Annotated in this window: 10 protein-coding genes and 1 pseudogene; 6 read left to right on the forward strand and 5 right to left on the reverse strand. The window is 69.4% G+C overall.

What is annotated here, in order from left to right:
* Window positions 1-175 precede the first annotated feature (175 nt).
* On the forward strand, window positions 176-964 hold the full coding sequence (locus ACWERV_RS10655; RefSeq protein WP_452931276.1) for an HNH endonuclease: 789 nt from the start codon (window positions 176-178) through the stop codon (window positions 962-964).
* A gap of 88 nt (window positions 965-1,052) precedes the next feature.
* Here ACWERV_RS10655 and ACWERV_RS10660 read toward each other — a convergent pair whose 3' ends face one another.
* Window positions 1,053-1,400, reverse strand: coding sequence for a tyrosine-type recombinase/integrase (locus ACWERV_RS10660; protein ID WP_452931278.1), 348 nt, complete (start codon window positions 1,398-1,400; stop codon window positions 1,053-1,055).
* On the opposite strand from ACWERV_RS10660, the gene ACWERV_RS10665 reads away from it, so the two are divergent.
* Genes ACWERV_RS10665 through ACWERV_RS10675 form a run of 3 tightly spaced genes read left to right on the forward strand, consistent with a single transcriptional unit; the run spans window position 1,387 to window position 6,119 of the window.
* On the forward strand, window positions 1,387-2,064 hold the full coding sequence (locus ACWERV_RS10665) for a hypothetical protein (protein ID WP_452931280.1): 678 nt from the start codon (window positions 1,387-1,389) through the stop codon (window positions 2,062-2,064). The two genes, ACWERV_RS10660 and ACWERV_RS10665, sit on opposite strands and share 14 nt — an antisense overlap.
* 9 nt (window positions 2,065-2,073) lie before the next feature.
* Complete coding sequence (locus ACWERV_RS10670; protein ID WP_452931283.1) at window positions 2,074-5,697, forward strand: P-loop NTPase fold protein; 3,624 nt, start codon at window positions 2,074-2,076, stop codon at window positions 5,695-5,697.
* A 35-nt stretch (window positions 5,698-5,732) separates the two neighbouring features.
* Window positions 5,733-6,119 (forward strand): hypothetical protein, encoded by a 387-nt coding sequence (locus ACWERV_RS10675; RefSeq protein ID WP_452931590.1) that lies wholly within the window; start codon window positions 5,733-5,735, stop codon window positions 6,117-6,119.
* A gap of 70 nt (window positions 6,120-6,189) precedes the next feature.
* Here the strand turns inward: ACWERV_RS10675 and ACWERV_RS10680 are convergent.
* Window positions 6,190-6,391 (reverse strand): annotated as a pseudogene (locus ACWERV_RS10680) (IS5/IS1182 family transposase); the annotation flags it as partial.
* 1,271 nt (window positions 6,392-7,662) lie between these two features.
* Between ACWERV_RS10680 and ACWERV_RS10685 the strand changes: the two are divergent.
* Entirely contained in the window at window positions 7,663-7,998 is a 336-nt protein-coding gene (locus ACWERV_RS10685; RefSeq protein ID WP_398175410.1) for a MerR family transcriptional regulator, read from the forward strand.
* Between the two features lie 155 nt (window positions 7,999-8,153).
* Here ACWERV_RS10685 and ACWERV_RS10690 read toward each other — a convergent pair whose 3' ends face one another.
* The 3 genes from ACWERV_RS10690 to ACWERV_RS10700 all read right to left on the reverse strand — a co-directional run bounded on the left by ACWERV_RS10690 (window position 8,154) and on the right by ACWERV_RS10700 (window position 10,507).
* Complete coding sequence (locus ACWERV_RS10690) at window positions 8,154-8,489, reverse strand: SCO5918 family protein (protein WP_398175408.1); 336 nt, start codon at window positions 8,487-8,489, stop codon at window positions 8,154-8,156.
* A gap of 71 nt (window positions 8,490-8,560) precedes the next feature.
* The gene (locus ACWERV_RS10695; RefSeq protein WP_452931287.1) at window positions 8,561-10,057 is read right to left on the reverse strand and encodes a DEAD/DEAH box helicase; all 1,497 of its coding nucleotides are present in this window, start codon (window positions 10,055-10,057) and stop codon (window positions 8,561-8,563) included.
* Between the two features lie 246 nt (window positions 10,058-10,303).
* Complete coding sequence (locus ACWERV_RS10700) at window positions 10,304-10,507, reverse strand: cold-shock protein (protein ID WP_452931290.1); 204 nt, start codon at window positions 10,505-10,507, stop codon at window positions 10,304-10,306.
* 778 nt (window positions 10,508-11,285) lie between these two features.
* Between ACWERV_RS10700 and ACWERV_RS10705 the strand changes: the two genes are divergently transcribed.
* Complete coding sequence (locus ACWERV_RS10705; protein WP_452931293.1) at window positions 11,286-12,836, forward strand: UvrD-helicase domain-containing protein; 1,551 nt, start codon at window positions 11,286-11,288, stop codon at window positions 12,834-12,836.
* Window positions 12,837-12,869 lie beyond the last annotated feature (33 nt).

The raw sequence follows: 12,869 nt of genomic DNA on the forward strand, positions 1-12,869 counted from the left end.
GCGGCGGAGGTCGCGGCCAGGACGACGGGGGCGGCGGTGGCGGACGCGGACGCGGGGGCGTTCAGCGCCATGGTGGTGGACAGCGTCTGGGCGGCAGTTTCGACGAGCCCCTTCGCGCAGGGGGACCGGTCCGGTTCTCCTGCGTCGACCCGGGCGCTCTGGCAAGGTGCCACGCATGGGGGTCTCCGAGAAAACGCGCAAGATCGTGTGGGCTGAAGCCGGTGGGAGATGTGCAATCTGCCGCGGCGAAGTGATCACCCCAGGAACAGACTGCGACGATCCGTCCGTTTTCGGTGAGGAAGCACACATCGTGGCCCGTTCCCAGGGCGGTCCACGGGCGGCGAACCTAGACGACGACTCCAGGAACAGCCATACGAATCTGCTGCTGTTGTGCAGCAAGCACCACAAGCAGATCGATGACCAGCCGAACCACTTCACGGTCGAGCGACTCAGAGAGATCAAGGAGCAGCACGCTGCTTGGGTCCGTCGCTCGTTGGACGAGAAGGCTGCTGGCGGCCCAAGGCTCGTCCCCGATCCAGCCTTCCCGCAGCCCCGGGTGCTGGCACTGATCACTCGTGGCAACCCCCTGTGGAACATGATCAAGACGAGCGTGACGTTCGAGTACGCCATGCCCGACGGCCTCCCTGACGATGACGAGTCGCTGATCGTTGAGTTCTTGGACCTCCTCCGGGACTACCTGGACATCGCCCCGGAGCTCCACAGCGTGCGGGAGAACCGGGACGCGGAGAAAACGCTGGAGCACAACATCCGCGACCTCGCGGAGAAGGACTTTCTCGTGGGCGCACATGTGCGCCACATGCTCTACGTCGATGGCCGAGGCGACCCCATGGCATGGCCCATGCTGCGGGTCGAGATTCAGCCTGCATCGCAGGCCGTCGTCGCGGATCAGGACGGTCGGCCCTTCACCTCCGGGCAGGGCGAATCGCAGAGCGCCGAAGACTAGGACATCCGTGGCGCACGCCGTCAGTTCGAAAGGGTCGACCCGAAGCCAGATGCGTACGGGCCGACCCATCGCCGAACTGGGGCCCGCGTCAGTCGCCGGGCGGCTTCTCAGCCAAGGGCCACAGCAGGCCACCGACCTTACTGGCCGTATCAGTGAGCACGCGGTTGGTCAGGTGCTGGTAGCGGCGGCGCATGCGCGCTGACTGACCGATCGCGTCCACAACGTTGTCGGGGACGCCGGGGATGAGCAGGATGGTGCCCGCGGTGTGGCGGGCACCGTGCAGACGCCCGTCGCGGAGGCCGGCGGTCTCCAACAACTCCTTCCACTTGTGGTGGTCCGTGTTGGGGTTGAGCGGTTCGCCGGTCGGCGAGGTGAAGACGTAGCCCTTCTCCACCCAGAGGTCGCGGACCAGAATGCGTGTCTTGGGTCTGCTCATCGCGATGCTGTGCGAGGAGCTTTATCAGCTCGTCGGGGACACCGACGGGGCGCCGTCCGGCACGGGACTTGGTCTCCTTGGTCTCGCGGCGGATGTTGATCTTCTGCGGGCAGTAACCGGGCTTGCGGCCGCAGGTGTCGCCGCAGCCGTGCTGATAGCGGGGCCGCAGCCGGCCTCGGTGAACGACGAGGACCCCCAGCTCGAAGTCGACGTCCGTCCACTTGAGCACGAGGACCTCGCCCTGGCGAAGGCCCAGCGCCAGGGCGATGACCCAGCGAGCCGCGTTCCGCTCGCAGTTGGCCACCTCCAGGAGGTGCTGCACCTCCTCGACCGTGTAAGGCACCACCTCTTCCTCCACAAGCCGGGGCGCCTTGGCAATCGTGGCCGGGTTCTCGGTGAGGTGGCGGCGGCGCCTGGCCTCGTTGAGGGCGGCGCGCACGGTGCGGTGTGCCTGGTGCGCGGTTCCGGCCGAACTGCCGCTGCCCTGCATCTCTTCCGCTGCTGGAAGGTACGGCTTGTCGCTGAACTGCCCGGACAGCAAATCCGGACGGCCTCAATGTGCTCGACCGAAGCCGGGTCGTCCACTCTCCCGCAGCGAGCACGTACCAGCACAGGTCTCGCGGGGGGGCCTGATACAGCTTCAACGGGCGGAGTTCGCAGCTAACATCTGCCCATGCCAAATACGGCGGGGTTATCCGATGAGCCCGGGGGCGCCGGGGTGCCTGGGCCGGACGATGCGTCCGGAGAGCCCGACCTGCCCGACCTGCCCGAAGAGCCGTCCGTGTCGCCCGACGGCGGCCGCACTCTCCGGGCCATCGCCCTGCCGGCCATGCCGTCAGCTCATGGCGCGCCCCTGACCTGCCTGGCGTGGGCGCGTCGCCGCGGCCGTCTCCTGCTGGCCACCGGCGGCTACGACAACCTGGTACGACTGTGGGAGGTTGCCGCCGGCGATCACCTCAACCCGCTCGGAGGGCCGCTACCCAGGGAACCCGACACCGTGCTGGGAGTCGACTGGACCGAGTACGAGGGGCACTTGCTGCTGGCGTCGAGCAGTCGTGACGGGATGGTACGGACGTGGGAGCTGGGGGATGACGACCAGTTCCGGCCCTTTGGCGGACCCCTGACCCCGGGAACGGTCCCCGTGCTGACCGCCCGGTGGACACGCCTCGGCAATCACCTCAGCCTGGTGGTCGGCGGTCGTGACGGAGGTCTGACGTGGTGGGACACCTTCAACTCCTCCTCCTTCCCGCACCGCACCGGCCAGAGATTGGCCCACGAGGCGGCCGTCGCCTCGGTGGCATGGGCGGTCCGCGACGACCGCGTGCTGCTGGCGACCGGCGGCCATGACGGGAAGGTGCTGGTCGAGGACGCCTCCAACGGTCCCGGGCCGCCCCGCCGCCGCCTCGTCTCCACCCACCCCGCCGCGATCTCCTCGGTCGCCTGGGCCGCGCGTGGCGACCGCCTGTTCCTGGCAGCCGGCGCTTTCGACGGGAAGGTGCTGCTTTGGACACTGACCGAAGGCCGCAGCCTGGAGCCCCTCGGCGTCCCGCACCCCGCGAGTGACGCCGCCCTCTCCTGCCTGGCCTGGGCCTCGTACGGCGACCGGCTTCTGCTGGCCACCGCCGGTGACGATGCGTGCGCACGGCTGTGGGAGATTGACGCGGCCGGCCAGCTCGTCCCCCTCGGCGCCCCCCTCACCGGCCACACCGGCGCGGTCTCCTCGCTGGCCTGGGCAAGGCACGGCGACCGACTACTGCTGGCAACCGGCAGCGAGGACAGATCGGTCCGCCTTTGGGAAGTCGTCCTGGAGCACTCCGTGACCCGGCTGCCCCGCTACCGTTCGGACGCGCTTGAGGAGGGCGACGATCTGGCGCGTACGGACGAGGCTCGGGCGCTCGCCGAGCTGATCACCGCGCGCTCGGCCCGTCCACCGCTAGCGGTCGGGCTGTTCGGCGACTGGGGGGAGGGCAAGAGCCACTTCCTGCGTCTGCTGCAACACCAGGTGGACGCGGTGGCCACCACGGACAACCCGCTGGCGTATCGCTGGGTGCGCCAGATCAGGTTCAACGCGTGGCACTACGCGGAGACCGCTCTGTGGGCCAGCCTCGTCGCCGAGCTGTTCGCCCAACTCACCACGCCTGTGAAGGGGGACGACCCGCGGGAGGCACAGCGCAGCATGTCGCGGCTGACCGCGGACATGGTCGCCGACCGGCAGGTTCGCGAGCGCCTCGAAGGGGCGGTGGACCGACAGGAGAAGCTGGAGCACGCGCTCCAGACGCCCGAGCGGTGGGACCGGCTCTCCGCCGAGCGCAGGAGGCGTCTCGCGGAGATTGTAGGGAGCGAGTCCCTGGCCAGCCGGCTGTATGGTCAGACGGCCGGTGACTTCGCCACGGTCAAAGGGCGCCTTGTCGTGTTGGCGCACGACATGCGCGGTCTCGGGCTTCGCGCCCTGCTGCTCACGGCAAGTGTCACTGCCGTGATCGTCCTGGGAGTCTTGTTCGCCGTGCCGGCGGGGTCAGGGCTGAAGAAGGTGCTGGCTTTCTGCATGCCCGTCCTGTCGGTGGCGACCCTCTGGCATACGCGGTACCGGAAGGACCGCAAGGACATCATGGGGGTACTCGACACGGTGCACGAGTTCGCCGAGGCACAGCGGAGCTCTCTGCGGACCAGGGCAGATGTTGCGGCGGCTGAAGTCAAGGCATTGCGTGAAGAGTTGCAGAACGTTACAGCAGCGGGGCAGCTGGCGGGGATGATCGGTGACCGAGCCGCAACGGCGGACTACCGCAGCCGGCTCGGGGTGATGACACAGATCCGCGAGGACTTCCAGCGGATGGCGGATCTACTCGTCTCCGCCTCGGAGTCGGCCGATCCGGGCGCTCCGGCCGCCGGAGGGCCACGCGTTGGTAATCGGCGCGGTGGGCCCCGGGCGGCAGCGTCCGGGGGTGACGGTGGCGGCGCCGGGCCCGACAGGGACGAAGCAGGCGACGAACTACCTCGGATCAACCGAATCGTGCTGTACATCGACGACCTGGACCGCTGCCCGCCCGCGCGGGTGGTCGAGATGCTTGAGGTGATCCACCTCTTACTCGCCGTGGACCTCTTCGTCGTCGTGGTCGCGATCGACCCGCGCTGGCTGCTGCGGGCGGTGGCCGCGCACCACCGGGCCATGTTGGGCGGGTATGGCGACGCGTCTGACGGGACGTACGGCCGATCACCGGACGCCGAGGACCCGTCGCCGTCCACCCCCGCCCAGTACCTGGAGAAGATCTTCCAGATCGTACTGACCCTGCCGCCTCTCGACCGCCAGGGGTACCAGCGGATGCTGCGTTCCGCGGTCGATGTCGGCTCGGCAGCCGACGAGGCGGCCCGTTCCGCGCCCACGGACGGCAGCCTTCCGCGGCAGCGGGCCGCGCCGGTCGCTCCGCTCACCACTCCAGCCTCCGGTCCGGAGAGGGAGGGCGCCGGCGCGGTGGCCCCGGGAGTCGCCGGGCAGGCCGCGGACGAAGCAGGGGAAGCAGACGAAGACGACGGCGAGCCCTACGGGCCGCGAGTCCGAACACTTCGGACCGCCGAACGCGTGAGCCCGCTGACGCTGGACCCGGACGAGATCGCCCTGCTTGACCTGTTGGGGCCGCCGTGGCTGGTGAGGACGCCGCGCCAGGTCAAGCGCCTCGCCAACAGCTACGGCCTGCTGAGCGCCTTGCGCCGCGTCCACCGCCTGAACGACCTCGCAATGACACCTGGTGCGGCCGAGTGCGTGGGTTTTGCTGAGCGCTCGGAGTTGGACGAGTTCGGTGATGCGGTGCTTACCGCGGGCCCCCGTCCCACCGCCCCGGAAGCCGCTGTTCCGGGCCCGGTCGCGTCGGAGGACGCGGCCTCCGGTTCCGCCCAGCACGGCTACCGCCCCTATCGTGCCGGCATGGTGCTGCTAGCCGCACTGGTCGCGTTCCCGGCGCTCGGCCCCGGTCTCTGCCTGTACTTGCACCACGAGGCCGGGGCGCGTCCGGATCGGCCCTGGGTGGACTTCTGCCGGGGGCTGCGACCGTGCCAGGACGAGGAGTCGGGAGGCTGGTCCAACTCCGCCGAGGGTCGCCTCGGTCCGGAGCAGGTGAGGCAGTGGAGCACGTTGCACGAGGCGCTGCTCCACGTCACGGGCGACGCCGCCGCGCGCGGCCTGCACCTGCCGGGCCGGTTGGGCCCGTGGCGAGAGTGGGTGCTGCCGGTTGCGCGGCTGTCCTTTCCAGCCGGCCGCGTCATCGGCACGCTGCAGCGTCCGCGTCGAGATAACGCCACGTAAGCTACGTCACCGCCATTCCGCAGAGGAGAAGAGCCTTGTCCGCCACACCGAACCGCCCGCCGTTGCTCAGCAGCGTTGCCTTATCCACGGCCGCGCTCGGCATCACCGCGACCTTGCTCGTCGGAGGCTGCGCTGGCGGCCCCGACGGGAGGTACTCCACGTCGGCGCTGAACTACGACAAGGTCGTCAGCTACAAGTTCAACGTAAGCGACGTCCAGCGCAGCGAGGACGGCGAAACGGTGACCTTCAGTGTGGATCCCGACGACATGGACGACTTCGCGTACTGCGTGAGGAACCACCGCTGCGGCGTGATCGTCGAGTCGACCTCCGGCACGGCCCTCCTCGACCGGGCCTGGGCGCGGATAAAGAAGGACGCTCCGAAGCTTGAGAAGCTGGCGCACGAGTACCCGGCCAGACCCTAGAGGTTAGATCTTCGGTGTGCTGGTTGCTCAGCGGGGTTTCCGTCAGTCGGCGAGGGCGAGGTTGTGCAGGCGGGCGCATTGCGTGGTGGACGCCGTTGGTGCGCCGGTACGCAGCCACCAGCAGTACCCGGTCTTCCGACGGGATCGAACAAGGCCGGCCCTTGCGGACCGCATCGGCTCCTTCAGCCGCAGCGCGGCGACCAGCTTGGTGAACTGCTGCGGGTTCAGCCCGATGAACGGGCTATCCAGGACGGCTCCGATGCCGTGATCACACCAGCCGCAAAAAGGTCATCTCACCCGCGACCGGCAGTTACGGGACAACCTCCAGTACTGCAACAGTTCCTACCGTGGCCAGGGTTCGTCGACGCCACCCGGGCGTACCCGGAACTGGTGGAGAAATCGGAGCCACCGATCGCCACCTTGACCGCGAGTTCGCCTCGACGCCGAGGTAGGCGACCCGGCCGAGGGTGATTGCGCTCTCGGGGTCGCGCTGCGGGAGAGCATTAGGCCAGAAGGACCCGATCGGGGTTTCTGCAGACGGGATTACGCTGTTGGAGCGGCTGGCAGCTCGTCGGAGCGGTCTCAGTTCTGGTCTCATTCAGCCCCGTCCGCTGGCGTTCAGAACCGGGACACCGCCCGCTTCGACGCAGGTGGGACCGGCTCCGGCCCGTGACGCACACCCTCGTGACCGGTTGGAAAGCGTGTTGGGGGCAACCCCTCACGAGTTCGAATCTCGTATCCTCCGCCAGTGCCTCACCGGGCACGACGTCGAAGGGCCCCGCCGTCCGCGGTGGGGCCCTTCGACGTTCGGAGTGCGGATGGGTTCCAGTCGGAGGCTTCCCGTCGCGGTCGGTGCGGCTGCGCGGAGACCGTGCGCACTCGGTTGCCGCAGAGCATTGCCATGTCGTCGGTGTCGGAGGTCAGCGGGGCGCCTCTGCGACCGCGGCGTCGACGGCGTGGTCGCGGCCGCGCAGGCCGCCGCCCTCAGTACAGGACTTCAGCCCGGTACGGAGTCGTTCCCTATCTCGGAGGTGCACAATACGGTGGTTCGACACTGAAGAAAATCTATAGCGGCTGAGGTAGACATTGGCGCCGAGGAGGGTTAGTGTCTTCGACGTAGCCTGAAAGTCAGTGAGGCGCGGCAGGGACGAACTGCCGCGCGAGCAGTTCAACGCGGTAGCGGCCCGGCGGCGGAGTGGCGGAGCCAGGTACAGGAGGGTTCCTTCGCTGGCTGCCGGGCTGAGCGACCCGGTGGTCGCACAGCAGTAGCGTTGTCGGCAAGTGCACGTTGATCGAAGAGGTAAGGAGCAGAACGCCATCAGGATCGCCCGGGGTCGGGACGATGTCCGCCCGGGTACCGCAGGCCCCGGATTGGAAGGTGGTCCCCGGTCACGCAACCGCGATCCTCGCGGATACACCCATGTGGGTGGATCTGTGGAAGAAGAAAGCCGGTGCAGTCAACCGGTAGATGGTGTTGAAAGCTCGGGGCCCGAGCGCCGGTCGGCGCTCGGGCCCCTCGATGCGTCCCTGGAAGAAGAGGTCTGTGCCCCCTAGCAGTGCCCGCGCCACCGACAAGTTCGACGACGACGACTATCCCGCTTACACCATGGGCCGGGCCGCCGAGATGCTCGGCGTGACGCCGGCCTTCCTGCGCGCGTTGGGTGAACACCGCTTGATCACCCCGCTGCGGTCCGAAGGCGGTCACCGCCGCTACTCCCGTTACCAGCTGCGTATCGCCGGCCGGGCTCGCGAACTCGTCGACGCCGGAACGCCCATAGAGTCGGCCTGCCGCATCATCATCCTTGAGGATCAGCTTGAGGATGCCCAGCGGATCAACGAAGAACTCCGAGGTCGCGGCCCATCGGAGCCGTCGGCCTGATCCTCGCTCGGCTCCCGGACGAGCCGGAGCGCCCCGGGCGGCGCAGGCACGTGCCGACCCGGGTACCGTCCGTCCGGCGGCGATTCACCGGGCCGCGCCACGCCCCGGGCCCGGCGGCGTGACGGCCATGACGGCGGCTCGACCGTCCGCCGGGCTCACGCGTGATCGTAGGTGAGGGGGACGGGCTGCTGACTGCCGAGCATGGCGGAGGCCTGCTGGTAGGAGTCAGCCACGGGAGCGGGACCGGCGGCAGGGCGCGGGCGGCAGCTGAAGCCGAGGCGGGTCATGGCCCTCAGGACTTCGGCGGCGCTGAAGTCACGGCGGTCCTGGCGGGTGATGACCTGGCCGACCTGTTTGGCGGGGTAGTGGTGTCGTCCGATGACGACGAGGTCGAGGTCGTCGGTGGCCGGCTCGGGCTTGACGCCCTTCATGGATTCCAGCACGCCCTTCTTGGTCAGGTCGAACGGGAAGCGGGCGATGACACAGCGCATGATGCCTCACAGGGAAGGAGCGGGCGGGGCGGGCGGTGAGGGGCTTCCTGCTCCCCTGGTCAACGACGGTTCTAGGCCGCCGCACCGGATGCGGCCGGTCGGGCGGGCGTACGGCCGGCGGCCGGGGCGGGGCGGCGTCGGCCGCGCGAGGCGGCGGCGCGCTTGCGTCGGGGTTCCGCCGTCGGCGCGGTGACGACGACGGGGACGCCGGAGGGGGCTTGTGCGCCGGTGATGCGGTGCAGGGCCTCTTCGCTGGCACGGACCTGTGTGGTGTGCGGAACGATGCCGGCCTCTGCCATCAAGCGGGCCATGCTGCGGCGCTGGCCGGGCGTGACCAGGGTGACGACGCTGCCGGACGCGCCGGCCCGAGCTGTGCGTCCGCCACGGTGGAGGTAGTCCTTGTGGTCGGTCGGCGGATCGACGTTGACGACGAGATCGAGGTCGTCGACGTGGAGCCCGCGTGCGGCGACGTTGGTCGCCACCAGCACGCTGACATGACCCGTTTTGAAGTGCGCCAGCGTGCGGGTGCGCTGGGGCTGCGACTTCCCGCCGTGCAGGGACGCGGCCCGCACCCCGCTGTTCAGAAGACGCTCGGTCAGGCGGTCGACGGCGTGCTTGGTGTCGAGGAAGAGGATCACGCGGCCGTCGCGTGCGGCGATCTCGGTGGTGGCCGCGTCCTTGTCGGCGCTGTGGACGTGGAGCACATGGTGCTCCATGGTCGTGACCGCACCCGCCGAGGGGTCGACGGAGTGCACCACGGGGTCGTGCAGGTAGCGGCGCACGAGCAGGTCGACGTTGCGGTCCAGGGTGGCCGAGAACAGCATGCGCTGCCCTCCGGCTCGCACCTGGTCGAGCAGGGCGGTGACCTGCGGCATGAACCCCATGTCCGTCATCTGGTCGGCCTCGTCGAGGACCGTGACGGTCACCTCGTCGAGTCGGCAGTGGCCGCGGTCGATCAGGTCCTTCAGGCGCCCGGGTGTCGCGACGACGACCTCCGCGCCATGACGCAGGGCGGCCGTCTGCCGACCGATCGGCATCCCGCCCACGACCGTGGCCAGCCGCAGGTGTACGGCGCGGGCGTAGGGCGCGAGCGCGTCGGTGACCTGCTGCGCCAGCTCGCGGGTCGGTACGAGGACCAGCGCGAGCGGTTGACCGGCCTCGGCGCGCCGCCCGGCGGTACGGGCCAGCAGGGCCAGGCCGAAGGCGAGCGTCTTCCCCGAGCCGGTGCGTCCCCGGCCCAGGACATCGCGGCCGACGAGGGAGTTCGGAAGCGTCGCCGCCTGGATCGGGAAGGGCACGGTCAGGCCGTGAGCGTCGAGTGCGGCCACGAGCGCCCCGGGCATGTCGAGGTCCGCGAACCTCTCCACCGCGGGGAGCGCGGGGCTGATCGTCCGGGGGAGGGCGAACTCGCCCTGCGTCCGGGCGGGTCGCACGAATCCGCGGCCACCCGAACGGGCCGGACCGCCAGGACGGCCCCCGCCCGTCGAGCCAAAGCGAATCCCCTTCCCAGCGTCGGCGTTGCGGTCACGGGTGCGGGATGAGCGGCTGTTCGTACGTGTGCGGTTCATGGGGAACCTTCCTTGATACGGCACACGTCAAGGAATTTCCGCAGCGATGAGCGGCACGGAGAATCGCAAGAGTTGGCCGGGTGGAACGCGAAAGAGGAACGTGACCCCGTACGGCCTGCGCAGACGTCTGCGAAAAGGCGGCCATGAGGGTGACGTGTCGCCGCGCGAACGCAGCTGGGGCCCGCACCCCGAAGGATGCGGGCCCCAGCTGCGAGTGTGTCAGGCGCGTCAGGCGTATCAGACGCGTCAGGCAGGAACAATGTTCTCGGCCGTCGGGCCCTTCTGGCCCTGCGCGATGTCGAAGGTCACCTTCTGGCCTTCGAGCAGCTCACGGAAGCCCTGGGCGGCGATGTTCGAGTAGTGGGCGAACACGTCAGGGCCGCCACCGTCCTGCTCGATGAAGCCGAAGCCCTTTTCCGAATTGAACCACTTCACGGTACCTGAACTCATGTCATTCTCCTTCGGGGCAGTGCACCGGGATCCGCACGATACGAATGCCGTGTCGCCGCGATGATCACCCCGACCGGAGAATACCGGAATTACCAGGTCTTTTTCAGCGGCGCGCACACCGGCCGAAAAACCTGAAGCACTGGGAACCACAACTGCAACGGGGACGACAGTAGCACGCCGAAGCGGCCGGAGCAGGTCGAATAATTCCATTACAGCCGCCACGAAAGTAAATCTGCGCGCGCCTCCGGCCAAATTCTGGATCGGCCGGAACAGGTTTTGAGGCGGCCGGAGCACAGAAGTTCGGGAAAGATGACGTCGCGCTCAGCCTCGTCACGCCGGCAGGCGTCGACCGCGGTCAGTCGGGACCCGTCCGGGTGCTTCTGTACAAGATGCAGGGAGGCGAATACTCTCGGTGAACCACCCCCAGTGGTTCGGCCTGTGTGAGGGATCCTTGAGCCGTTCATCCGCCGGGCCGCCGGCCTCCTCAAACCCGCGGGCAGAACTCCGGCGCCTCGTGGACGAGCTGGCCCGTGCGACCGCAAGCGGTCGCGGCGCGGTCAACGCGGAGATCAACCGCCGGCTCGGTATCCGCAGTCATGCCGGGGCCGATCTGGATCTGGTCCGCAGGGTGGCGGACGTCGCAACTGCCTGGCTTGCCGAACTCACCGAGCGGGCTGCGCCGTCGGACACGGCTGCTCCGCACGGTGCCGGCAGGGCCGCGCCGACGGACCGGACGGGGGCGGCGGTTCGTCGGCCGACACCGGAACAGGAAGTCGCCGTGGCGGTGTTCCGGTCGGGGAAGCACCTCGCGCTGCAGGCGGGCGCCGGCACCGGGAAGACCACGACGCTGACGATGCTCGCGCGTGCCGATCGTCGCCACGGCCGCTACATCGCCTTCAACAAGTCCATCGCCGCCGACGCCGCGGCGAAGTTCCCGCCGAACGTGTCCTGCCGCACCGCCCATTCCCTCGCCTACGCGGAGGTCGGCCGCCGCTTCGAATCGCGCCTGCGATCCCCGCGCAAACCCGCCTGGCGGAGCGCCGCCGAGCTGGGCATCTCACCGAGAACCCAGCTGCGGATCGGCGACCGGACGGTCACCGACAAGGGCCTGGCCTATGCCTTGGTCCGCACGGTCCGCAGGTTCTGCTTCTCCGCCGACGCCACTCCTCGGCTGCACCACGTGCCGAGGCTCCGGGGACTGCACGAAGAGGAACTCCACCACCAGCTGGCCCAGTTCATCCTCCCCTACGCCCACAGGGCCTGGGAGGACCTGCAGAACCCGGCGGGCGGCGCGATGCGCTTCGAGCACGACCACTACCTGAAGATGTGGGCCCTCACCGAGCCGGCCATCCACGGCGACTACCTGCTGCTGGACGAGGCCCAGGACACCAACCCGGTCCTGGAGGAGATCTTCACCAACCAGCGCGCGCACGCCCAGCTCGTCATGGTCGGTGACTCCGCCCAGGCGATCTACTCCTGGCGCGGCGCCCGCGACGTCATGACCGGCTTCGACGGCGAACAGCTCGCGCTCTCCCGGTCCTTCCGCTTCGGGCCCGCCCTCGCCCAGGAGGCCAACCGCTGGCTGACCCTCGTGGAATCGCCCATCAGGCTCACTGGCACCCCCGCGATCACCACGACCATCGGACCGGCCGACTCACCGGACGCGATCTTGTGCCGGACGAACGTCGGCGCGATGCTGGCGGTGATGCAGCTCCTCGCGGACAACCGCCGCGTCGCCCTGGTCGGTGGCGGGGGAGCCCTGGAGGAACTCGCGATCGCCGCGGGCCAGCTGAAGTCCGGCCGGCGCGCCTCCCACCCCGAACTCGTACTGTTCAGCACCTGGGGCGAGTTGCAGGAGTACGCCGAGTTCGACCCGTCCGGCCAGGACCTGCTGCCGCTCGTGGACATCGTCGACGAACACGGTGTCGAGGTCATCCTCGCCGCCGTACGCAAACTGTCGGAGGAGCACGACGCGGAGATCGTCGTCTCCACCGCCCACAAGGCCAAGGGCCGCGAATGGCCCTGCGTGCGGATCGGCCCCGACTTCGAGCCCGCCCCCGACGAGGAGACGGACGCCCAGGGCCGGCCACTGCCGATGCCGATCCCTCCGGAGGAGGCACGGCTGGCCTACGTCGCCATCACCCGCGCCCGCCTGCACCTCGACCCCGCCGGCCTGACCTGGTTCGACACCCACCCCGACGCCCCCGCTCGCACCACGCCCGCCGAGCACGCCCCTCCGGACCACGGGCCCGCTACGGCCACCCGCCTCGGCGCAGCCGACGGGGCAGCTTCGCCCTGGGACACGCTGGGCCCGCCGCCCGCCGACTAGCCGAAGACTCCCGTCACGACCTGGGCCGAGAGC

Source organism: Streptomyces sp. NPDC004031 (assembly GCF_053604375.1).

Excerpts from the sequence above, each read along its gene's own strand:
- ACWERV_RS10655 (WP_452931276.1), top strand. The coding sequence starts at position 176 with ATGGGGGTCTCCGAGAAAACGCGCAAGATCGTGTGGGCTGAAGCCGGT.
- ACWERV_RS10660 (WP_452931278.1), bottom strand. The coding sequence starts at position 1,400 with ATGAGCAGACCCAAGACACGCATTCTGGTCCGCGACCTCTGGGTGGAG.
- ACWERV_RS10670 (WP_452931283.1), top strand. The coding sequence starts at position 2,074 with ATGCCAAATACGGCGGGGTTATCCGATGAGCCCGGGGGCGCCGGGGTG.
- ACWERV_RS10690 (WP_398175408.1), bottom strand. The coding sequence starts at position 8,489 with ATGCGCTGTGTCATCGCCCGCTTCCCGTTCGACCTGACCAAGAAGGGC.
- ACWERV_RS10695 (WP_452931287.1), bottom strand. The coding sequence starts at position 10,057 with ATGAACCGCACACGTACGAACAGCCGCTCATCCCGCACCCGTGACCGC.
- ACWERV_RS10700 (WP_452931290.1), bottom strand. The coding sequence starts at position 10,507 with ATGAGTTCAGGTACCGTGAAGTGGTTCAATTCGGAAAAGGGCTTCGGC.